Raw genomic sequence first — 21,469 nt, forward strand, 5'->3', positions numbered from 1 at the left:
CCGGCGGCTGGGTTGTTGTTGTGTGCCCGGTCCGGGGGGCTTAGCGTGGAGTGAGCAGCGGGCGGAACAGTGTCAGGAGCCCCGGAATGAATGGGACGACGGTCGGCAACCTGGGGGATTTCGGTGCCCGCGACGTCGCCCTGGCCGGTGGGAAAGGCGCCAGCCTTGGCGAACTGGTCCGCGCCGGCTTTCCGGTTCCGCCCGGATTTGTAGTGACCACCAGGGCATACCTTGCCATGCTGGAGGAATCCGGGGTGGGCGGCGAGCTGGGCCGGTTGCTCAAGGCAGGCGCCGCGCCGGCGGAGGTACGCAGTCTTTTCACGGAGGCAAAGATGCCGGACCGTGTCCGCAAGGACATTGCCGCGGCATATGCGGGGATGGGCGGGAGCCCGGTGGCGGTCCGTTCCAGCGCCACCGCCGAAGACCTGCCAGGGGCCACATACGCCGGGCAGCAGGATACCTACCTGAATATCCATGGCGAGACGGCGGTGGTCCAGGCCGTGGTGGGTTGCTGGGCGTCGCTGTGGACGGACCGGGCCATTGCCTACCGCGGCAGGCAGGGTGTGGACCCCGGCGGCGCCGCCATGGCCGTCGTCGTCCAGGAAATGGTGCGCGCAGACCTGGCGGGCGTCATGTTCACCGCCAACCCGGTAGCTGGTGAGCGCAACGAAATCCTCATCGATGCGAGCCCCGGTCTGGGTGAGGCGGTGGTTGCAGGCGAGGTCATCCCTGAACGGTATGTCCTGGACCGGGCGGGCGGGATCCGCGCCTTCAGGCCGGGCCGGCATGAGGTGGTTATCCGGGCAGGGACCGAAGGCGGCACCCAGAGGTCCGTTGGGGCAGGGGAGCCCGTCCGCGGACTCGGGAGCGGCCAGGCGGCTGAGCTGGCACGGTTGGCGGTGGGCGTGCAGGACCATTTCGGCCGCCCCCAGGACATCGAATGGGCGATTGCCGGCCGCCGTATATTCCTGGTGCAGGCCCGGCCCATAACGGCCCTGCCCCCGCAGCCATTGCGGCTCAACCCGATCCAGCGCCTGCTGGCGCCCTTTTTGCTGGAGATGTTCCAGGTCCGCCCCTACCCCCTGGACGTCTCCGGATGGATGCAGCGCGGCATCCTGGCCATGCTCCATGGCATAGCCGGCAGCGTGGGGGTGTCATTCCCGCCCGTGGAGAAACTGTTGCCCGAAGAGGACGGTGTGGTGGTGCGGCTGGTTCCGCCGGTACCCCGGCCCACCCTGCGGACGCTGGCAGCGCCGCTGGCCCTTATCCGCCGGGCCAGGCGCTACGACCCTTCCCGGTGGACCCTCGACAGCAGTTTTACGGCCTTTCTGGACAACGTCAGCAGGCTGGCGGCCCAGGACCCGCGCCCGCTCTCCTGGCAGGGAGTCGTTTCGCTCGCCACTGAGGCCTTCACCACCATGCGGGGGATCACCGAACTCAGGATCTCGTACCTTCCCGGGATACTCCTTCCCCAACTGGAATTACGCCTGCTGCTCATCCCACTGGGCAAACTGAAGCTTGCACCCGCACTCATCGCCGGTGCGGAGACCCGCACCAGCCAGGCCAACACGGCGCTCGGGAATCTGGCTGACCAGGTCAGGACCAGCCCGGCCCTGAAGCAGGCCTTCAGCAGCCTCGCACCGGGCGAACTGCTGGCTGCCCTTGAGCACCAACAGGAGTTCGCCGGCTTCCGGTCCGCGTTCGACGGTTTCCTGGCCGAGTACGGCCACCGCGAAACGGTCAGTGTGCTGCTCAGCAGCGCGCCCACGTGGTCGGACGCGCCCGAGGTGGTGCTCGGGCTCATCACGTCGATGATGGGCGATCGCCCGCCGGTCCGGGACCAGACCGGCGAGGCGCTCGCGGACCTGATGCGGCATCCTGCCCTCCGTGTGCCCGTCCTCCGCCGCCACGTCCTGGCCACTGTCCAGGCAGCCAAAACCGGGATGGCGTTCCGGGAGGACAGCCACTTCCATGCCACCAAAGTGCTGCCGCCCCTGCGCCGGGCGCTGCTGGAGCTGGGGCGCCGCCTGGTCATCGCAGGAGTTTTGGCGGACCCTCAGGAGGTCAACCACCTGCGCTTCGAGGAACTGGCCGCAATGCCCGACGGCGGGGCGTTGCCACCGGACGACCGGGAACGGTACCGCCGCCTGGTGCTGGCAAGGGCTGCCAAGCGCAGGGAGCTTGAAGGTATCCCGCTGCTAGACCCCGTTTCCCTGTTCGCGGACTCCCGGCGGCCGCACGGGGTCCTGGCCAGCGGCATGCCTGCCAGCCGCGGCCAGGCAACGGGGACAGTGCGGGTGATCCGCAGCCCGGAGGAATTCGGGTTGCTCAGGAGCGGTGAAATCCTGGTCTGCCCCTACACCAACCCATCGTGGACCCCACTGTTCCAGCGGGCTGCTGCGGTGGTGGTGGATTTGGGCGGCGCCGGCTCCCATGCCGCGATCGTCGCCCGGGAGTACGGCATCCCGGCCGTCATGGGCACGGGGAACGGCACCCGCACCCTGGCCGACGGGCAGGCCGTCATGGTGGACGGAAGCACGGGGCGGGTCACCGCGGTCTGACCCAAGCCAACACTGCCGGCCGGAGGCAGACGCTGCGGGCAGTCCAGTGGGCAAAATGCCACGTGGCAAAACGCGGGACCGATGGGCGGCCCGATTGAATTATGGGGGCCTAGAGTGGGGCCCATGGGAATCATCATCGGCCTGCTGGTCATCTGGCTCATCCTGTCCATCGTCGGCTTCGTCGTGAAGGGCCTGCTCTGGCTCGCCATCATCGGCCTGGTCCTCTTCGTCGCCACCGGCGTCTGGGGCTGGCTAAAGCGCCGAACCAACGCCTGACGGTACATCCGCCGGCCTGGCCAATGGCCGGCCCGGCCGGCGTTGAATTCCTTACTGCCAAAAGGCCCTAGCCCTTCCGCCTCCGCAGCTCCACGCTTTCTCCATGAGCCTCACAGAGCCCGCCGCCGGTCCTTTGGCCTTGGTCCCACCGGTCCGCCGGGATACCCCTGCCAACCGCGCCCTGCACCCTGACCGTCCCTGGATCCGGTCCGTTCACATATCGGTCGGACTCTTCGTGCTCGCCGCACTGGTCCAGAAGACGTTCGACGCCACCCTCCCGGGCAATGACGTGGATGTTCCGCAGCTGTACTCGGAGTTCACCGTCCAGGGAAACCTTGCCTTGGGGCTCGTTTTGATTGTTTCGGGTGTCCGGCGGCGGGCCCGGCTGCCGCACTGGTGGGACCACCTTTTCGGAGCGCTGGTCCTTTATCTGGTGATGACGGGCATCATCTATGTGGTGCTGGTGGCTCCGCCGGGTGAACCGTGGTGGAGCTGGGATCTGTATTGGCCCCAGATGGTGCACCACCGCCTCGCCCCGTTGGTGACGGCGCTCGACTGGCTCCTGGTGACACGGACGTTGCGCGGGGCGTGGTGGCGGCCCCTCGCCTGGCTGGGCTATCCCGTGGCTTTCCTTGCGTTCTCCTGGATCCGCGGGGGCCTCGACGGATGGTACGTCTACGACTTCCTGGATCCCACGCTCGACGGCGGGTGGGCCAGGGTGTTTGTTTCCACGGCCCAGGTCCTGGTTGCGTTCCTGGTTGTCTCGGTCCTGGTCCACGCGGCGGGCAACGCGCGGGCGGCGCTGGCGGCCGGAAAGGCCGGAAAGGCCGGCAGGGCCCGCGGCGCCGAAGCCCCTAGATCCAGCCCTTCTTTTTGAAGATTCCGTACATGAGGGCCCCGGCGGCAACCATGAGGACCAAGGCGTAGGGATAACCACCGGCCCAGTGGAGCTCAGGCATGTTGTCGAAGTTCATCCCGTAGATGCCGGCCACAAATGACGGCGCGAACAGGATCGCTGCCCAGGATGAGATCTTCTTGACCTGTTCGTTCTGCTCGGCGCTGGCCTCGTTCTGCCGGTTGGCGGTCAGGGTTCCGTCCAGGGTCAGGGCATTCTGCAGTAGGTCCCGGAACGAGTCAGCCCGGGAAATCACCCGCTCCACGTGGTCCTCCACGTCGCGCAGGTTGTGCCGCAGTTCGGTTTCCACCCCGTACTTCTCGAAGCCCCGCTTCAGCTGGTCCAGCATCTCCGGCAGGGGGTGGATGGCGCGCTGGAACTGGATGACTTCGCGGGCCAGTTCATAGATCCGGCGTGACACCGAGGAATCGCCGCTGAACAGCTGGTCCTCAATTTCGTCAATATCGTTCTCCAGGCCCGCCACCACCGGCGCGTAGTCATCCACCACCCGGTCCAGCAGGGCGTAAAGAACAGCTTCAGGCCCGTGCTGGAGGAGGTCGGGGCGGGCCTCCAGCCGCTGCCGCACGCGGGCCACGCCCGCCGTTTCAGCATGCCGTACGGTCACTACGAAGTTCTTCCCGGTGAAGACGTGGAGCTCGCCGAACTCCACGGTCTCGTCCACATCCAGGTACCGGGCCGGACGCAGGACGGTGAAGAGGTTGTCGTCGTACCGCTCCAGCTTGGGCCGCTGGTGTGCCGAGACGGCGTCCTCCACCGCGAGGGCGTGCAGCCCGAACTCACTGGCGACGGCGGTCATTTCTTCCGCAGTGGGACGGTAGAGCCCGATCCATGCCATGCCGCCGTGCCGGGCCAGGGTCTCAAAGGTCTGTTCCAGGCTTTCGGGCTCTGCGTGGCGGACGCCGTTGACGTAGACGGCGTTATCGATGATGGTCATTCAGGAAATCCTAGCCGGGGCGGCGGCACTGCTAAGGCCACTGATGAGCGGCTCGGTGCGGTAGGGGATATGGGTGTGCAGGGCCAGAACGGTCTCTGTCCGGATGACTCCCTTGATCCTCAGGACCTGCCGAAGGGAGGACTGGAGGTTGTGGGTGTCCGTGGCAACCACCCGGCACCAGACGTCCCCGCGGCCGGAGATCTCATGGACCTCCAGGACCTGCGGGATGAGGCGCAGCGCCGCCACGACGCCGTCGAGCTCGCGGTGGGAGACTTCGATGGTGACGAAAGCAACCACGTCATAGCCCACCGCTTCGAGATCGACTTCGCGGCCGCCAGGGCGCAGTACGCCGGTGCGGAGCAGGCGGCGCACGCGCGACTGGGCCGTGTTGCGGGCGATGCCCAGGGAGTCGCTGAGCTCGCCGATCTGGATCCGGGGATCCCTGATGAGGGCCAGGAGGATCTTCAGGTCTGTGGTGTCCAACTTGTTCAAGATCGTCACTCTCCATCATGCGGTGATCCGTAAGTTGATGATTTTGCTCAATTATCCACCTCATAACGGACGGATGGCGCAGCCGTGCCGCACTCTTGTATCAACACTGTTGTATCCGCGAAGGGCTCCCACAAGGACCACCCGCCGCGGCGATCCTTAAGGCGGCACAATGACGGTCTTCAGCGAACTGCGCATGCGTCCGGTACCGGCTACGCCCAGCGGGTGGAATGCATCCACCACGGCGCGGCTGGTGATTTCCGGGGCCGCCATCTTCATGCTCCTGGTGGGCGCCAACCTTGCCACGCCGCTGTACCCGCTGCTGCAGGCCAACCTGGGACTGTCCAGCCTGGAAGTCACAGCAGCCTTCGCCAGCTATGTCCTGGCGCTGGTGGGGACCCTGCTCCTGGCCGGGCACTGGTCGGACCATATCGGCAGGCGGGCAGCCCTCCTGGTGGCCGTGCTGACCGGACTGGCGGGTGGCGGAATATTTGCCGAGGCCCACTCGCTGGCGGCCCTGTGCGCCGGCCGGGCCCTGCAGGGTATCGCAGTCGCGCTTGCCACGGGGGCCAGCGCGGCTGCCCTGCGTGAACTGCTTCCCTCCCGGCCGGAATGGGCGTCGCGCTTTACCCTGCTGGCCTCTTCAGGGGGAGTTGCGGCCGGGCCTGTCATCGGCGGCCTGCTGTCCCTGCTTCCCGGCGCCACCACGGCTCCGTACGCCGTCCACTCGCTGCTGCTCGCCGGGCTTCTGGTGCCGCTGTACCTGATCCGTGCCCGCCCGGCCATCATGGTTCCCGCGGTGTCCCGGCCGCTGCATGCCCTTGCGCCGCGCAGGCCCTCCGTGTCCCGCCAGGCGAGGGGCGCTTTCTGGCTGGCATCCGGCGTCGGCTTCCTCAGCTTTGCCGTGTTTGGCTTCTCCCTGTCCCTGGCCCCGGGATACTTCGCCCAGGTCCTGGGCACGGACTCCCGGCCGCTGATCGGCGTTCTCGCCGGGCTGCCGCTTGGTGCATCGGCCCTGAGCCAGTTGGTGACCGTGCGCGGGCGCCTGACCGTGCCCGCCGGCCTGGCCGTGCTAGGCGTCTCCGTCATGCTGCTGGGTGCCGCCGGGACCTGGCACAGCCCCGTGATGCTGGTGGGCGCCGCCGTTGCCGCCGGAGTGGGGCAGGGGCTGGCATTCCGTACCGTGTTCAACGATGTGGCGGCCAGGGTGGAACCGGCCCGCCACGCGCAGATCATCAGCACCGTCTACGTCATCACCTACCTGGGAAGCGCGGTGCCGGTCCTGGGCCTGGGCTGGGCCAGCGCCGCGTTCGGCATGGCAGCGGCCGTGCAGGGCTTCGTCCTGCTGTGCGGTGCGGCGGCCCTTGGACTTGCCGCCGCGACGCTGGTCCAAACGGCGAGGCGGCAGTCCGCCGCCTGAACCGTGGCCCCCGGGGCTGTTTCGCTGCTAGTCCGGAAGCGGGCCGTGGTTGCCCTGGATGTGCTCGAAGACGAGGGTGGTTTCGGTGTGCCCCACCACGGGGTCGGTGGCCAGGTTGTCCAATACCCAGTCCCGCAGGTCTTCTGTAGTCCCGACGGCGATGTGCAGCAGGTAGTCGACCGAACCTGAGGTGTGGAAGGTGGACAGCACGGCGGGCAGGTGCGGCACGCGGGCGGTGAAACGGTCGATCTGGTCCCTGTCGTGGGCGCGGAGCCGTACAGCCACCAGTGCCTGTACGGACCTGCCGATGGCTGACAGGCTCAGCTTCGCCTCGTAACCCTGGACGATGCCCCGCTCCGAAAGGGCACGGGTGCGCATAAGTGCCGTCGAGGGCGCAATCCCCACCATCTCGGCGAGCTGTTTGTTGGAAATCCTGGCATCCGCCACCAGGGCCGCGAGGAGCCGCTCGTCGATGGCGTCCAGCGGCTCCAGGTGCGCCCCGGGCCTGGTGTTCCTTGCATTCGTGCTCACTGCGGTTCCTTCCAAGCGGTCCTAGTTCATCCTAGACCGCAGAATCGCCGCGAGCTGCGCAGCAGGCACGCGTCCTGCCGAACATCCAAACCCTCCCAAGGCCTCGTGAAGTTGGTTAATTCGTCCGCGGCACGCCGGCTCAGGACGCGCGTTCCGCCGGCGGATGGACGACGGCGACAGTTGCCGCAGTCAGGCAGGCCAGGACCATGACAGCTCCCGCAAGGGCGTTCCAGCCCCAGGCCTGGAAGACCAGGCCGCCGGCCCAGCCCAGCAGGCTGGAACCAAGGTAGTAGGCAAGGTTGTACAGTGACGCTGCCTGCGCCCGTCCGGTCCTGGCGATGGCACCCGTCCAGCCGGAGCCGATGCTGTGGGCTGCAAAGAAACCGCCGGTAAACACCACCAGCCCGGCCAGGATCAGGACCAGGGACTGGGTGAGTGTCAGGGCCAGTCCTGCCAGGGCCAGCGCAAGTCCTGCCAGCAGCACGCTCCGGCGGCCGTACCGCGTGGTCATCCCCGCCGCCCAGCGGGAGGAGAACGTGCCGGACAGGTAGGCAAGGAAGATCAGGCTGATCACTGTCGCCGGAAGCCCGAACGGCGCACCGGACAACCGGAAGCCCAGGTAGTTGTAGACCGCCACGAAGCCGCCCATCATCAGGAATGCCTGGGCGTACAGGGCCAGCAGCCTGATATTGCGCAGGTGGCCGCCCAGGGTCCCGATGGCACTGCGGAGCCCGGAAGCCGGGGCCGGGACGAAACCCCGGGCGCGGGGCACCAGGACAAGGAACGCGACGGCGGCAACGGTCGCCAGCAGTGACACGGCCAGCGCCGCGGACCGCCATCCCCAGAGCTCGCCAACCGGCCCCGCCACCAGCCGCCCGGACAGTCCTCCCAGCGTGGTGCCGGCCACGTAGCTTCCCGCGGCGAGGGCGGCGTGGGCTTTGCTGACTTCCTCGTTCAGGTAGGCGATGGCGATGGCGGGAATGCCGCCCAGGGCCATTCCCTCCAGCAGCCGCAGGACCAGCAGCATGGTGAAGCTGGTGGACATGGGTACCAGCAGTCCCAGGATGGTGGCCGCGGTGATGCCCCACATCATGGCCTTCACCCGGCCGATCCGGTCCGCCAGGAAGGACCAGGGGATTACCGTGGCGGCGAGGCCAACGGTGGCGAGGGAAATAGTGAGGGCGGCCTCGGCAGCAGTGATGCGCAGGTCGGCCGCCAGGAGGGGAAGGACCGCCTGGGTGGAGTAGAGCTGGGCGAAGGTGGCCACGCCGGCGCAGGACAGGCCGGCCAGGATCCGCCCGTAGGCCCTGGATCCCTTGGCGTGGCCGTTCCAGAGGGGGGAAGCGTCAGTGCCGGCGCTTGCGTTCTGAGGCATCCAGCCAGCGTAGTCTCGGCGGATGAATGCATCCAATGCATGCTTTATGCCAAAGTGATAGCAATTATGGATTGTTTTCCCTTGGGAGGAACTGCCGATGGAGCCTGACCGGAAACAACTTGCGCAGTTGTTGCCGCTGCTGCCGGTGCTCGCAGAGCTGGGCCGGACGGAGCACGTGACGGAAACGGCCGAACTGCTCGGAGTACCCCAGTCAACGGTGAGCCGGGCGCTGGCGAGGGCCAGTGCCGCCGTCGGCACCGAACTCCTGGTCAGGGACGGCCGCGGAGTCCGCCTGACTCAGGCTGCCCGCACGTTGCTGCCGTACGTCGAGCAGGCGCTCGCAGAGTTCCAGGCCGGACTCGATCTGGTGCGGAACGAGTCGCAGGTGGTCAGGGGCACCGTGTCCGTGTCTTTCCAGCACACCTTCGGCGAAGCCACCCTGCCGCTGCTGATCAGCGCCTTCCGTGCCCGGCATCCCGGGACCGGCTTCCGCCTTAGCCAAGGCGCCCGGGATACCTGCCTGGATGAGTTGTCAGCGGGGGAGGCGGACCTCGCCCTCACGGCACCCGTGGCGCCGCCGGGCAAGAACCTCGACTCGGCGCCGCTGTACCGCGAGCCGCTGCGCCTGGTGGTGCATCACGCCCATCCGCTTGCCCGGCAGCGGATGGCCCGGCTGGCCGACATCCGGATGGAGCCCGTCGTAGTGCTCGGGCCCGGCTATGGGCTGCGTTCCCTGACCGACGCGCTCTTCCGCGAGGCCGGGTACCGTCCGCGGATCGCCTTCGAAAGCCAGGATTCCCACACCGTCCGCGGCCTGGTCTCCGCCGGCCTTGGCGTCAGCATCCTGCCGCCGGGCGGCGACGCTCCCGGCCGGACTCCGCGTCCCGAAACCGGGGACCTGGGGTGGGTGGAGGTTCCGCTGGACTCGGCACTCGCCTTCCGGGAAGTCGGCGTCAGCTGGCGGCGCAGGAAACCGGAAAGCGAGCCGGTTCCGGCCAGGCTTTTCCGCGAGCTGGTGGTGGGGCAGGGGCCCGCGCTACTGGCCGGGCTGGTCACGAGGGCAGGCCGCTGAGCCGGGAAAATGTCCGACGGCGGCGGCTGGCTTCCGGTGCAGGGGCGGCGGGGTGCCAAAGACCATGGGGCAAGTACCCTTGTGACGTGACAAACACCCAGAACTCCTCTGCCACTCCTTTTGACCAAGCGGCAGGCTCCGCGGCCAGTCCTTTGCACGGCATCACGATCGGGCTGGATATCGGGGGCACCAAGACCCACGGCATCCGTTTCGAGGACGGCCACCCCGTAGCCGACGAATCGGCCGGAAGCTCCAACGTCCAGAATGTCAGCCGCGAGCAGGCGGCACGCAACCTTGCGGACCTGTTCGCCATGATCGGCGGAGGTCACGTGGACCGGGTATACGCGGGATCCGGCGGAATCGATACCGATGAAGACGCCGCCGCCCTGGCTGCGCTGATCCAGCCCCTGGCTCCCGAAGCACGCGTCACCGTTGTCCATGACTCCCGCCTCCTGCTGGCCGCGGGCCGCGCCGCCACCGGAGTAGCGGTCATCGCGGGCACCGGATCTGCCGCGTGGGGACGCAATGCCGACGGCGGCGAGGCCAGGGCCGGCGGATGGGGATACCTGCTGGGGGATGAAGGCAGCGGCTACTGGCTGGGCCGGGAAGCGGTGCGGCACAGCCTCCGCAGGATGAACCAGGGCCTGCCCGTCGACCAGCTTACGGCGGCGCTCCTGGCATCCTGCGGGCTGGACCACCCCAACAAGCTCATCGCCTTGTTCCACTCCCCGGACACCGGGAGGCGCTTCTGGGCGCAGCAGGCCAGGCACGTCGTGGAAGCCGCGGCCTCCGGGCACCGGGACAGCGCCATGTTGCTGGAGCAGGCCGGGCAGGACCTCGCTGCTTTGGCCGGCCAGGTGCTGGGCCAGCTGAAAATCGAAGGTCCGGTGATCCTGGGCGGCGGTCTGGGCATGAACGTGGCACCCCTGCAGGAGTCCTTCCGCCGGAACCTCGCCGAAACCGGCGTGACCGACGTCAGGGTGCTGGACCAGGAACCGGTGTTCGGCGTGCTGCAGCTGGTGGCCGAACCCGCCTAGCCCACGGAACGCTTCCGCGGTGTCAGCCGGACACCGGGGAGCGGGGGAGCGGGAATCCGGCCGGCCTCCGCCCCGGCATCCGGGCCGTGGCCCGGCACCAGGCCGTAGCGGGCTGCAGCCGTCTCAGCGTCCGGCAGGCCGGCCTGCGCCTCCCAGTCGTCCCTGGCCTTTTCCACTTCGTCATGGGTGCGGCCCACAAAGTTCCACCACATCAGCAGTTCCTCACCAAACGGCTCGCCGCCGATCAGCAGGAACCTCGTACCGGGGAGAGCCTCCACCCTGAGTTCGCTGCGGCCGGTGCCCAGGTAGCCCAGCGGTCCCGCCGGCAGGTCCTGCCCGTCCACCGCCAGGCCGCCGTCGAGGACCAGGATGCCGTGCTCAAAGCCGGGCTTCAACGGCAGCACCGCCTCGCCCTCGCAGGAAACGTCCGCGCCGACGATCGGCGAAAACACTGTTGCGGGGGAGGCCACCCCTGCAAGCTCGCCCACCATGACCGTCGCCGTGAAGCCCGGCCCGGCAGCGCGTGGCAGCTCGCGGTGCTGTTCGAATGCCGGTTCCCGGTGCCGGTCCCCGTCGGGAAGGGCCACCCACAGCTGCAGGCCCCGTTGCAGCGGCAACTCCCCGCCGCCGGCAGGAAGCACAGCGAACTCGGAATGCGAGACGCCGTGGCCGGCTGTCATGATGTTCAGCTCCCCGGGGCGCACCACCACGTCGCTGCCCACGCTGTCCCGGTGGCGGATGTGCCCCGCCAGCGGCCAGGTGACCGTTTGCAGCCCGATGTGGGGGTGGGGAAGGACGGACATCGCGGTCCGGTCCGGGCCGAAACTGTCCAGGAAGCACCAGGCCCCGATCGTGGGAAGGCCGCGCTGGGGCAACGTGCGCTTGACGTTCATGGCGCGGACGCCGCCCAGGGGTACTTCACGTTCCGGCCATAGCTGCAGGCAGGGGCCGGACATCCCTCCTTCGGGTGCGGGTGGGCAAACTTCCTGCTGCGGCGATACTTCCAAGTTGGTCACGCCTCCACTGTAGGCCCGGCCGCGGCGCCCGTGACAGGAGCCGCTGCAGGGCCGGATCCAGTGAATCCCATCCATCCCGGCCGGGGTTCCGAATGGTTACAGTAGGGATTCCTTTGTACGGATTAGGGCCCCAGCTGCTGAAGCCTGACCCGGTTTGGGTTACCGTAACTATCAGCGTGCTTATGGCAGTGTCGCGGTGCTGGGAACAGCCCGTCCAAGAGAACAGGTAAGTCCGCATCATGGACCAGGCGATGATCGAGTTCCAGAGCGTTACCAAGCAGTATCCGGGCGGCCAGCCTGCCGTGGACGGGTTGTCCATGTCCATCGCCAAAGGGTCCGTCACCGTCTTCGTGGGTCCTTCCGGCTGCGGCAAAACAACGTCCCTCAGGATGATCAACCGGATGGTGGAACCCACGTCCGGGACCATCACCGTGGACGGCCGGGATGTCACGTCGGTACCGGCGGCGGAACTGCGGCGGTCAATGGGGTACGTGATGCAGTCCGCCGGTCTCCTGCCGCACCGCTCCGTCCTGGACAACATCGCCACCGTTCCGCGCCTGAACGGGGTCTCCAAAGCGGACGCCCGGAAGCGTGCCCGAGAACTCCTGGATGTGGTGGGCCTGGCGCCGTCGCTGGGTGGGCGTTACCCGTCGCAGCTTTCCGGCGGCCAGCAGCAGCGCGTGGGCGTGGCGCGTGCCCTCGCTGCGGACCCGCCCGTACTCCTCATGGATGAGCCGTTCAGCGCGGTGGACCCCGTTGTCCGCGACGAACTCCAGCACGAGCTGCTGCGGCTGCAAAAGGATCTGGCCAAGACCATCGTTTTCGTGACCCACGATATTGATGAGGCCACCATCCTGGGCGACAAGGTGGCTGTCTTTGCCACCGGCGGCAAGCTGGCCCAGTACGCCTCGCCAGAGGAGATCCTGCGGGCGCCGGCCAACAACTTCGTGGCCTCCTTCGTGGGGCGCGACCGCGGCTTCCGCCACCTTGGTTTTTCCCCGTCCGACGGCGTGGCGATCCACCCGGTGCCCACGATCATCCGGGCCTCCGGAGGGTACCAGTCCGATTCCAGCGCTGCCGGCGGCTGGCAACTGGTGGTGGACGCGGACAAGCGTCCGCTGGGATGGTCGGCACCCGGCACGGAGACTGAATTGATTCCCGGCGGCTCGCTGTTCCGCCCCGGAGAGAGCCTCCGCCGCGCCCTGGATGCCGCCCTGTCCTCGCCCTCCGGCCTGGGCGTCGCCGTGGATGCCGACGGCGTGGTCCTGGGCGTGGTCCGCGGCGGTGAGGTCCTGGCATTGATCGAAGAAGCGCGCCAGGTGCGGCAGGCTGCCCTCTGATGGAATGGTTCCTGGCCAATACCGGCATGATCCTGGAGCGCGGCGGCCAGCACCTGGTGCTGGCGCTGGTCCCCATGGTCCTGGGCCTGCTCATTTCCATCCCGCTGGCACAGTTGGCGCGGCAAAACAGTGCGCTCCGCTCCGTGGTGCTGACGGCCTCTTCCCTTCTCTACACCATCCCGTCGCTGGCCTTGTTCATCATCCTTCCCACCATCCTGGGGACCCGGATCCTGGATCCCCTCAACGTGGTGGTGGCGCTGACCATTTATGCCGTGGCCCTGCTGGTGCGCGCGGCCCTTGATGCCTTCGACTCCGTGGACGCGGACGTCAGCCAGGCCGCGCAGGCCATGGGGTTCAAGCCCCTGGCCCGGTTCCTGCAGGTTGACCTGCCGCTCTCCCTTCCGGTCATGTTTGCCGGCCTCCGGGTGGTGTCCGTCAGCAACATCTCGCTGGTCAGCGTTGCGGCCCTCCTGGGCGTGGGCAACCTGGGCATGCTCTTCACTGATGGGCTCCAGCGCGACTTCGTCACCGAGGTGGTGGTGGGCATCATCGCCATCCTGGTCCTCGCGCTGCTGATGGACGCCGTCCTGGTCCTCCTGGAACGCGTCCTCACCCCTTGGGAGCGGGCCGGGAAGCTGAAGAACCACGGAGCCCTGGGCGTCCCCTCCGGAACCACCGCTGCTGAAGAGGCTGCTTCCACAGTGGGTGAGGCAGCATGAGCAACGTCTTCGCCGATACCTTCGCCTGGCTCGCCGACCCCCTGCACTGGGCCGGAAGCATGGGCATTCCCGCCCGGCTGGGGGAGCACCTCCAGTACACCGGCCTGGTCATGCTGATCGCCACCGCCGTTGCAGTACCCGTCGGGATGTTCGTCGGCCACACGGGAAGGGGACGCGTCGCTGTCGTGGCCCTGGCCGGCGCACTGCGCGCCCTGCCCACCCTTGGCCTGCTGATCCTGTTCGTGCTCCTGGCAGGCATCGGGCTGATGCCGCCCATCTGGGCCCTGGTAATCCTCACGGTGCCCCCGCTCCTGGCAGGGACTTACGCGGGCATCTCCAGCGTGGACCGGAACGTGGTTGATGCCGCCCGGGCCATGGGCATGACGGAACTGCAGGTTCTGTTCCGGGCCGAACTGCCCAACGCCCTCACCGTCATGTTCGGCGGTTTCCGGACCGGCGTGCTGCAGGTGATCGCCACCGTCTCCGTGGTCGCGTACATCAACCTCGGCGGACTGGGCCGGTATCTCTTTGACGGACTGGTCCTCAGCGACTTCCCCCAGATGCTGGGAGGTTCCCTTCTCATCGCAGTGCTGGCCATCGCCGTCGACCTTCTCCTGTCCCTGTTCCAGAGGCTGTTCCTGACACCAGGGGCCTCGAAGCTGTCCTTCCGCAGCCAGGAGGCTGCGGTTGCTCTCACAGACCCCGTTGTTGCGGAGACTGTTGTACAAGGAGGTAAATCATGAAAGATAGCCGTCCCCAGCGCCTCGGCAGGCGGGCGTTCAGCGGCCTTGCCGCCGGGCTTGGCCTGGCAGTGGCGCTGTCAGCCTGCGGCGGTTCGTCCGATCCGCTGAAGAACGCGCCCGCATCCAGCGCCGGCGCTTCCGGTGGGGCCACATCCCTGGTGGTGGGTTCCGCGGACTTCCCGGAAAGCCAGATCATCGCCGAACTGTACGCCGGCGCGTTGAACGCCAACGGAATCACCGCCACCACCAAACCGAACATCGGCTCCCGCGAGGTCTACTTCAAGGCCGTCCAGGACGGGTCAGTGGATGTGGTGCCGGACTACAGCGGCAACCTGCTGCTCTACGTGGACAAGGAAGCCACGGAAGTCTCCGCCGGTGACATCGCCAAGGCGCTGCCGGGCAAGCTGCCGGATGGCCTTGGCGTCCTGGACGTGTCCAAGGCCGAAGACAAGGACGCCATGGTGGTCACCAAGGCAACGGCCGAGAAGTACCAGCTGAAATCCATTGAGGACCTGGCCAAGGTCTGCAGCCAGATCGTCGTCGGCGCCCCGGCCACCTTCGCCGAGCGCGCCTACGGCCTGCCTGGGCTGAAGAAGAACTACAACTGCGAACCCAAGAAGCTTGAGCCCTTCAGCGACGGCGGCGGCCCGGTGACGCTCAAGGCCCTCCTGGAGGACCAGGTGCAGGTGGCCGATATCTACACCACCACGCCGTCCATCGCGGACAACGACCTCGTGGTGCTGGACGATCCCAAGAACAACTTCATCGCCCAGCAGGTCCTGCCGCTGTACAACAAGGCCAAGATGACGGACAAGGCTAAGCAGGCACTCAACTCGGTCTCCAGCACCCTCACCACCGATGACCTGATCAACCTCAACCGCTCCGTCAGCGGCAGCCAGAAGCAGGACGCCAAGACGGCAGCAACCAACTGGCTCAAGGAGAAGGGCATCGTCAAGTAGGTCCGCGTTCCCTGCCCAGGGCAGGAACACGCGGGTGACAACGACGGCGGCTGCCGGCCTTTCGAAGGTCCGGCAGCCGCCGTCGGCCATGTGGCGGATGTCTCAACGGCCATTCATCCTTCCTGTGGCATATTTGAGGGATGGCAGAATTCAGGCAGTCCACGAAGCTCAACAACGTCCTGTATGACATCCGTGGACCGATCCTCGAAGCCGCCCAGCAGATGGAGGCGGAGGGCCACCGGATCCTCAAGCTGAACATCGGCAACCCCGCACCGTTCGGCTTTGAAGCGCCCGACGCCATCCTGGTGGACATGATCCGCCACCTGCCCCACGCCCAGGGCTACAGCGATTCCCGCGGCATCTTTTCTGCCCGCACCGCCGTCTCGCAGTACTACCAGACCCGCGGTATCCAGAACATCCACGTTGACGACATCTACCTGGGCAACGGCGTCAGCGAGCTCATCACCATGTCCCTGATGGCGCTGCTGGACTCCGGCGACGAAGTGCTCATCCCCACGCCGGACTACCCGCTCTGGACGGCTTCCGTAGCGCTCGCCGGCGGAAAACCGGTGCATTACCTCTGCGATGAAGAGTCCGGCTGGCAGCCTGACCTGGAGGACATGGAAGCCAAGATCACTCCCCGCACCAAGGGCATCGTGGTCATCAACCCGAACAACCCCACCGGCGCTGTGTACCCGGAACAGACCCTGAAACGCATCGTGGCCCTGGCCGAAAAGCACGGCCTGGTGATTTTCGCCGACGAGATCTACGAAAAGATCCTGTACGAGGACGCCGTCCACGTGAACCTGGCCGGCCTCACGGGCGACCACGTCCTGTGCCTGACCTTCAGCGGGTTGTCCAAGGCCTACCGCGTCTGCGGTTACCGGGCAGGCTGGATGGCCATTTCAGGACCCAAGAAGGACGCCGCCGACTACCTCGAAGGCATCAACCTCCTGGCCAACATGCGCCTGTGCGCCAATGTCCCGGCCCAGCACGCCATCCAGACGGCGTTGGGCGGCTACCAGAGCATCAACGACCTCATCCTCCCGGGCGGCCGGCTGCTGGAGCAGCGCAACAAGGCCTACGACATGCTGAACGCCATTCCCGGCGTCAGCACGCAGCAGGCCAAAGGCGCCCTGTACCTGTTCCCGCGGCTTGACCCCGAGGTCTACCACATCCGGGATGACGAGAAGTTTGTCCTTGACCTGCTGAGGGAACAGAAGATCCTGGTATCCCACGGCCGCGCCTTCAACTGGGTGCGCCCGGACCACTTCCGCATGGTGACGCTGCCCAACGTGAAGGACATCGAAGAAGCCATTGGGCGCATGGGGGACTTCCTAAGCAGGTACCAGGGGAACTAGCCTGTGCTCACGGGCCACCGGGCCCGTGTACCCCCTGCGGAGAGGAACCCCATGGCCCGCGTCGTTGGCTTCGACCAGCATCCGTCTGAGACGCTCCGCGTTGGAAAGGGATTTTCCCTGGCAGCGGTGGACCCGGACGCCACCCCGGGCTACAACGGCAACAAGGCGGACGGCGAGGCGTTGCTGGCTGAGATGGACGGGACGCTCTCGGAGCTGCAGGAACAGCTGTTCGCCGAATCCCGGGCCGGCGGAAAGAAACGGATCCTCCTGGTCCTGCAGGCCATGGACACAGCCGGCAAGGGCGGAATCGTCAACCACGTCATGGCAACCATGGACCCCCAGGGCGTCCAGTTCAAGGCGTTCAAGGCCCCCACCGAGCAGGAGAAGTCCTACGATTTCCTCTGGCGTATCGAGAAGGAGGTCCCCGCAGCCGGGATGGTGGGGATCTTTGACCGCTCCCACTATGAGGACGTCCTCATCCACCGCGTCCACAACTGGGCCACCCCGGAAGAAATCAGCCGGCGCTACCGGGCCATCAACGAATTCGAAGCCCGCCAAACCGACGCCGGCACCAAGATCATCAAAGTGATGCTCAACATCAGCAAGGATGAGCAGAAATCCCGGCTGCTGGCCCGCCTGGACAACCCTGCCAAGCACTGGAAATACAGCAGTGGCGACCTGAAGGAACGCGCCTTTTGGGATGACTACATGGCTGCATACCAGGCCGCGTTTGACGAGACCAGCTCAGCGATTGCCCCGTGGTACGTGGTTCCGGCCAACAAGAAATGGTTCGCCCGCATCGCCGTGCAGCAACTGGTGATGTCGGCGCTGTCCGATTTCCGCCTGGAGTGGCCCAAGGCTGAATTCGACGTCGACATTGAACGGGAGCTCGTGGCCCGTTCCTGACCCGGGCCCGTGGGGCCGGAGCAGGTTCCCCCGGTTTGACAGCCGCGGTTCCCAGGGCTGGCCCGGTCCGGCGGTTGGTTGGTTACAGCGGCTGGTCCCGGGCAGCGGCCAAGCGCTTTCGTGCTCCCTCGAGCCACTCCTCGCACCGCGCGGCCAGTGCCTCGCCACGCTCCCACAAGGCCAGGGATTCCTCCAGGCTTGCCCCTCCGGCCTCCAGCCTGCCCACCACGGCGATGAGCTGCTCCCGGGCTTCCTCATAGCTCAGCGCGGCGACATCGGATTCTGGTTTCTGTTCGGTCATGCCTTCTCTTCCACTTCCTGGTGCTGGTCTGGGTTTCCTGGGTGCGGTGCCCTGGTGGACTCCGCAGGGCCGGTGGAGGTGGCTCCGAAGCGGCCCTCCGCGACACGGATGGACAAGGCGGCACCCGCAGGTGCTTCGGCGGGCCTGCGGACGACGGCGTGGCCGGCCTCGGCGATCCGTGCGGCCTGGTCGCCTGCCAGTTCGACGACGGCGTACCCCCGGTCCAGGGTCTTCTGCGGTGAGAGCGCACGGACCTGGGCTTTCAGATGCTCCAGCTGGTCCGCTGCCCGCACCACCGTGGAGCTCACCGCGGCGGACGAGCGCCGCAGCAGCCGTTCGATTTCCTCGCCCCGGACGGAGACCATGCCCTCGGGCGCCGCCATGACGGGCCGCGAATGCAGTGCCGCCAGCCGGTCCGACTCCCGGTCCACCAGCCGTTCCACGCAGCGCCGCAGCTGTTCCCGCGCCTGGCGCACCCCGGCAAGTTCCTCGGATACCTCCGGCACGATTCGCTTCGCGGCGTCGGTGGGGGTGGAGGCCCGCAGATCGGCGACGTAATCCAGTAGCGGGCGGTCCGCCTCATGGCCAATGGCGCTCACCACGGGCGTGTTGGCCGCGGCCACGGCCCGGATCAGCTCCTCGCTGTTAAAGGGCAAAAGATCTTCCAGTGCCCCGCCGCCCCGGGCGATGACGATGACATCCACCTCAGGCCGGTCGTCCAGTTCACGCAGGGCACGGACCACCTGGGACACGGCTGTGTTCCCCTGGACGGCCACCTCGCGGATCTCGAACTCGACCGCCGGCCACCGCAGGGCCGCGTTGCGAAGGATGTCCTTCTTGGCGTCCGAGTCCCGTCCCGTGATCAGGCCGATGCGGTGCGGCAGCAGGGGCAGTCGCTTCTTCCGGGAGTCGGCGAAAAGACCCTCAGCTGCAAGGGCCTGGCGCAGCCGCTCAATGCGGGCCAGCAGGTCACCCAGTCCGACCGGCCGGATGTCCCGTACCAGCATGTTCAGCCGGCCCGTCTTCAGCCAGAACTCCGGTTTCAGCAGGGCCACTACCCGTGAACCGCGCTCCAGTGGAAGGTTCTGCCGCTCCAGGACCTTGGTCCAGACGGATGCCGGCAGCGACACCTCGGCATCCACGTCCCGAAGCGTGATGTAGGCGTTGGTCCCGCGCCGGTTCAGTTCAATGACCTGGCCTTCAACCCACGCCGACGGGGTGCGGTCGATGTGCGCCTTGAGCTTCTGCGACAGCAGCTGCAGCGGCCAGGGGTTGTCCGGGCTGGTTTCCGCCGCAGTGGCCGGCAGGGTGGTGGGGGCGGTACCCGGTAAGGAGGCCTGGTCAGACATGCGGACGCCGGTGGGAGGCTGGTGCTGCGGGCATGCGGTCCTTCAACTGTTGTGGGCGGTCAATCAACCTTATCCATAAGGTCTAGCACCGGGGACTGACAGGGGCAGCCCCCGGACCCTGCCTAGGATGGGATAAGGCCCCCAACCCCTAAGGACCTGTTGTGCGCACTTTTATCTCTGCCATCGCCACCGTGCTGGGCATCCTCCTCGCCGCCGTTGCCGTTCCCGCCATCTGGGTGGACCGGAACATCGTCCAGGAAGACGGCTTCGTCCGTCTTGCAGCTCCGCTTGGCAAGGACACGGAATTCCAAAAGAAACTGGCCGCGGCCGCAGTGGGAACGATTGACACCGGGTCGGTTCCCGGGTTCCTCTCGGGATTGGTGGAGCCAATGCTTGAAAAGGCGGCGGAGTCGCTGACCGGGTTGCCCGGCTATCCGGCGGCCTGGGAGGAGACCCTCCGCAGAAGCCACCGACTCAGCTTTGCCGATCCTGCCGCGGCATCCCAGGGAGGAGCATCGGCGTCGTCCCTGACCCTCGACGTTGCCCCACTGGTTGCCCTGGGCTCGGAGGAGATCTCCCGCACCACCAGGCTTCCCATCGATCCACCGGAACAGACGCTGATCAATGTAGGCCAGCCTGCGCAAAGGGAATGGACTGAACGGCTGGCCACCTACGCGCCCATGGGCTACATCCTGGCCATCGGGTCGGCCGTAGCGTTCCTGCTGGCGCTCGTGGCGGCTCGCCGCCGCGGGACGGTACTGCTGGCCGCCGGCCTCGGCGGACTGGCGCTCGCCGGGCTGTGGGGGCTGGGGCTGCGGCTGGGCTCAGCCCGCGCCCAGGCCACGGACACCGGCAACGCGGTGGCCAATATGTTCCGCGACCATTTCCTTGCCGCCGCCGGCGCGGACTTCCAAACGTGGATCACCACGGCCGGGGTTGCCGGCGGCGTCCTGGTGGCGGTGGGCATTGTGACGTTGTTCGCATCCCGGAAACGGGTTGGGGCCAGCCGGTAGCATGGAGGCATGACCACCTCGGCTGTATCCCTTTCGATGCCAACCATTCCGCGCAGGCGCCGCTCCCCGGAGGAAGTAGCAGCTGCGGCCCCCGTGAACGGCACCAAGAAGGTACTGCTGGCCGCTCCGCGCGGTTACTGCGCCGGTGTTGACCGTGCCGTGATCGCCGTAGAAAAGGCGCTGGAGCACTACGGTCCGCCCGTGTACGTCCGCAAGCAGATCGTCCACAACGTCCACGTGGTCAGCTCGCTGGAGGAAAAGGGCGCCATCTTCGTGGACGAAACCGATGAGGTGCCCGAAGGTGCCCTGGTGATCTTCTCCGCCCACGGAGTGTCCCCGGCAGTGGTCGAGTCCGCCGAAACCCGGGGCCTGCGCACCATTGATGCCACGTGCCCCCTGGTCACAAAAGTGCACAAGGAAGCCGTCCGCTTCGCCAAGGACGATTTCGATATCCTCCTGATCGGCCACGACGGCCATGAGGAAGTGGAAGGCACTTCAGGGGAAGCGCCGGAACACATCCAGATCATTAATGGCCCGCACGAAGTGGACCAGGTCACCGTCCGCGACCCCGAAAAAGTCATCTGGCTTTCGCAGACGACACTCAGCGTGGACGAGACCATGGAAACCGTCCGGCTGCTCAAGGAACGGTTCCCCACCCTGCAGGATCCGCCCAGCGACGACATCTGCTACGCCACCACCAACCGCCAGGTGGCCATCAAAAAGATCGCGCCCAAGGCGGACCTGGTGATCGTGGTGGGTTCGGCCAACTCGTCCAACTCTGTCCGGCTGGTGGAGGTGGCGCTCGAATACGGTGCCAAGGCCTCGTACCGGGTGGATTTCGCCAACGAGGTTGACGAGGCGTGGTTTGAAGGCGTCGCCACCGTGGGTGTTACGTCGGGGGCGTCCGTTCCCGAGGTGCTGGTGCAGGACGTGCTGCGGCTGCTCGCTGATTACGGCTACGGAGCCGTGGAGGAAGTCGTGACGGCCGAGGAAGACCTCCTATTTTCGCTGCCCAAGGAACTCCGGGCCACCCTGAAACAGGCCGGCGATGTCAGCCGTGCGCTGGGCGGACGACGGACCCGCAGCTAAAACCGGCACACAATTCCAACGGAATGGGCCGGGCAGCCACTGGCTGCCTGGCCCATTCTGCA

Annotated in this window: 21 protein-coding genes; 14 read left to right on the forward strand and 7 right to left on the reverse strand. The window is 67.0% G+C overall.

What is annotated here, in order from left to right:
• The first annotated feature begins 86 nt into the window (after nt 1-86).
• From BACI349Y_RS06695 to BACI349Y_RS06705, 3 genes are all read left to right on the forward strand, one after another.
• The gene (locus tag BACI349Y_RS06695) at nt 87-2,561 is read left to right on the forward strand and encodes a PEP/pyruvate-binding domain-containing protein (protein WP_159631447.1); all 2,475 of its coding nucleotides are present in this window, start codon (nt 87-89) and stop codon (nt 2,559-2,561) included.
• 123 nt (nt 2,562-2,684) lie between these two features.
• Entirely contained in the window at nt 2,685-2,837 is a 153-nt protein-coding gene (locus BACI349Y_RS06700) for a hypothetical protein (RefSeq protein ID WP_018760353.1), read from the forward strand.
• A gap of 103 nt (nt 2,838-2,940) precedes the next feature.
• Complete coding sequence (locus tag BACI349Y_RS06705; protein WP_201302399.1) at nt 2,941-3,714, forward strand: Pr6Pr family membrane protein; 774 nt, start codon at nt 2,941-2,943, stop codon at nt 3,712-3,714.
• On the opposite strand, the gene corA is transcribed toward BACI349Y_RS06705, so the two are convergent.
• Both corA and BACI349Y_RS06715 read right to left on the reverse strand, forming a co-directional pair.
• Nucleotides 3,692-4,687, reverse strand: a complete 996-nt coding sequence (corA, locus tag BACI349Y_RS06710; RefSeq protein WP_159631448.1) for a magnesium/cobalt transporter CorA — start codon at nt 4,685-4,687, stop codon at nt 3,692-3,694. The genes BACI349Y_RS06705 and corA overlap by 23 nt on opposite strands.
• Nucleotides 4,688-5,179 carry an Lrp/AsnC family transcriptional regulator gene (locus BACI349Y_RS06715; RefSeq protein WP_201302400.1) on the reverse strand — a complete coding sequence of 164 codons (492 nt, stop codon included), beginning with the start codon at nt 5,177-5,179 and terminating at the stop codon, nt 4,688-4,690.
• 169 nt (nt 5,180-5,348) lie between these two features.
• Here BACI349Y_RS06715 and BACI349Y_RS06720 point away from each other — a divergent pair, with 169 nt between their 5' ends.
• Complete coding sequence (locus BACI349Y_RS06720; protein ID WP_159631450.1) at nt 5,349-6,596, forward strand: MFS transporter; 1,248 nt, start codon at nt 5,349-5,351, stop codon at nt 6,594-6,596.
• A gap of 27 nt (nt 6,597-6,623) precedes the next feature.
• On the opposite strand, the gene BACI349Y_RS06725 is transcribed toward BACI349Y_RS06720, so the two are convergent.
• The gene (locus BACI349Y_RS06725; RefSeq protein WP_159631451.1) at nt 6,624-7,127 is read right to left on the reverse strand and encodes an Lrp/AsnC family transcriptional regulator; all 504 of its coding nucleotides are present in this window, start codon (nt 7,125-7,127) and stop codon (nt 6,624-6,626) included.
• A 139-nt stretch (nt 7,128-7,266) separates the two neighbouring features.
• Nucleotides 7,267-8,502: an MFS transporter gene (locus BACI349Y_RS06730; protein WP_159631452.1), complete on the reverse strand. Its 1,236-nt coding sequence runs from the start codon at nt 8,500-8,502 to the stop codon at nt 7,267-7,269.
• Between the two features lie 97 nt (nt 8,503-8,599).
• Here BACI349Y_RS06730 and BACI349Y_RS06735 point away from each other — a divergent pair, with 97 nt between their 5' ends.
• Together BACI349Y_RS06735 and BACI349Y_RS06740 are read left to right on the forward strand one after the other, a co-directional pair.
• Nucleotides 8,600-9,574, forward strand: coding sequence for a LysR family transcriptional regulator (locus BACI349Y_RS06735; RefSeq protein WP_159631453.1), 975 nt, complete (start codon nt 8,600-8,602; stop codon nt 9,572-9,574).
• Nucleotides 9,575-9,660: 86 nt separating this feature from the next.
• Nucleotides 9,661-10,611, forward strand: a complete 951-nt coding sequence (locus BACI349Y_RS06740) for an N-acetylglucosamine kinase (RefSeq protein WP_159631454.1) — start codon at nt 9,661-9,663, stop codon at nt 10,609-10,611.
• Here the strand turns inward: BACI349Y_RS06740 and BACI349Y_RS06745 are convergent.
• A complete protein-coding gene (locus BACI349Y_RS06745) occupies nt 10,608-11,627 on the reverse strand; it encodes a pirin family protein (protein ID WP_159631455.1) in 1,020 nt (339 codons plus the stop codon). The two genes, BACI349Y_RS06740 and BACI349Y_RS06745, sit on opposite strands and share 4 nt — an antisense overlap.
• 239 nt (nt 11,628-11,866) lie before the next feature.
• Between BACI349Y_RS06745 and BACI349Y_RS06750 the strand changes: the two genes are divergently transcribed.
• The 6 genes from BACI349Y_RS06750 to BACI349Y_RS06775 all read left to right on the forward strand — a co-directional run bounded on the left by BACI349Y_RS06750 (nt 11,867) and on the right by BACI349Y_RS06775 (nt 17,655).
• Nucleotides 11,867-12,967 carry an ABC transporter ATP-binding protein gene (locus BACI349Y_RS06750; protein WP_159631456.1) on the forward strand — a complete coding sequence of 367 codons (1,101 nt, stop codon included), beginning with the start codon at nt 11,867-11,869 and terminating at the stop codon, nt 12,965-12,967.
• The gene (locus BACI349Y_RS06755; protein ID WP_159631457.1) at nt 12,967-13,686 is read left to right on the forward strand and encodes an ABC transporter permease; all 720 of its coding nucleotides are present in this window, start codon (nt 12,967-12,969) and stop codon (nt 13,684-13,686) included. The genes BACI349Y_RS06750 and BACI349Y_RS06755 overlap by 1 nt, the downstream gene beginning before the upstream one ends.
• Nucleotides 13,683-14,429, forward strand: a complete 747-nt coding sequence (locus BACI349Y_RS06760; RefSeq protein ID WP_159631458.1) for an ABC transporter permease — start codon at nt 13,683-13,685, stop codon at nt 14,427-14,429. Before BACI349Y_RS06755 ends, BACI349Y_RS06760 begins: the two co-directional genes overlap by 4 nt.
• Nucleotides 14,426-15,388 (forward strand): ABC transporter substrate-binding protein, encoded by a 963-nt coding sequence (locus tag BACI349Y_RS06765; protein ID WP_159631459.1) that lies wholly within the window; start codon nt 14,426-14,428, stop codon nt 15,386-15,388. The genes BACI349Y_RS06760 and BACI349Y_RS06765 overlap by 4 nt, the downstream gene beginning before the upstream one ends.
• Nucleotides 15,389-15,528: 140 nt before the next feature.
• The gene (locus BACI349Y_RS06770) at nt 15,529-16,749 is read left to right on the forward strand and encodes a pyridoxal phosphate-dependent aminotransferase (RefSeq protein ID WP_159631460.1); all 1,221 of its coding nucleotides are present in this window, start codon (nt 15,529-15,531) and stop codon (nt 16,747-16,749) included.
• Between the two features lie 51 nt (nt 16,750-16,800).
• Nucleotides 16,801-17,655: a polyphosphate kinase 2 family protein gene (locus BACI349Y_RS06775; RefSeq protein ID WP_159631461.1), complete on the forward strand. Its 855-nt coding sequence runs from the start codon at nt 16,801-16,803 to the stop codon at nt 17,653-17,655.
• 82 nt (nt 17,656-17,737) lie between these two features.
• Here BACI349Y_RS06775 and BACI349Y_RS06780 read toward each other — a convergent pair whose 3' ends face one another.
• On the reverse strand, nt 17,738-17,956 hold the full coding sequence (locus BACI349Y_RS06780; RefSeq protein ID WP_056334565.1) for an exodeoxyribonuclease VII small subunit: 219 nt from the start codon (nt 17,954-17,956) through the stop codon (nt 17,738-17,740).
• The gene (gene xseA, locus BACI349Y_RS06785; RefSeq protein WP_159631462.1) at nt 17,953-19,305 is read right to left on the reverse strand and encodes an exodeoxyribonuclease VII large subunit; all 1,353 of its coding nucleotides are present in this window, start codon (nt 19,303-19,305) and stop codon (nt 17,953-17,955) included. The genes BACI349Y_RS06780 and xseA overlap by 4 nt, the downstream gene beginning before the upstream one ends.
• Nucleotides 19,306-19,466: 161 nt before the next feature.
• Here xseA and BACI349Y_RS06790 point away from each other — a divergent pair, with 161 nt between their 5' ends.
• Both BACI349Y_RS06790 and BACI349Y_RS06795 read left to right on the forward strand, forming a co-directional pair.
• A complete protein-coding gene (locus BACI349Y_RS06790; RefSeq protein WP_159631463.1) occupies nt 19,467-20,318 on the forward strand; it encodes a hypothetical protein in 852 nt (283 codons plus the stop codon).
• 9 nt (nt 20,319-20,327) lie between these two features.
• A complete protein-coding gene (locus BACI349Y_RS06795) occupies nt 20,328-21,407 on the forward strand; it encodes a 4-hydroxy-3-methylbut-2-enyl diphosphate reductase (protein ID WP_159631464.1) in 1,080 nt (359 codons plus the stop codon).
• The last annotated feature ends 62 nt before the right edge of the window (nt 21,408-21,469 follow it).

It is taken from the genome of Arthrobacter sp. 8AJ, from assembly GCF_902506025.1.
Taxonomy (GTDB): domain Bacteria; phylum Actinomycetota; class Actinomycetes; order Actinomycetales; family Micrococcaceae; genus Arthrobacter.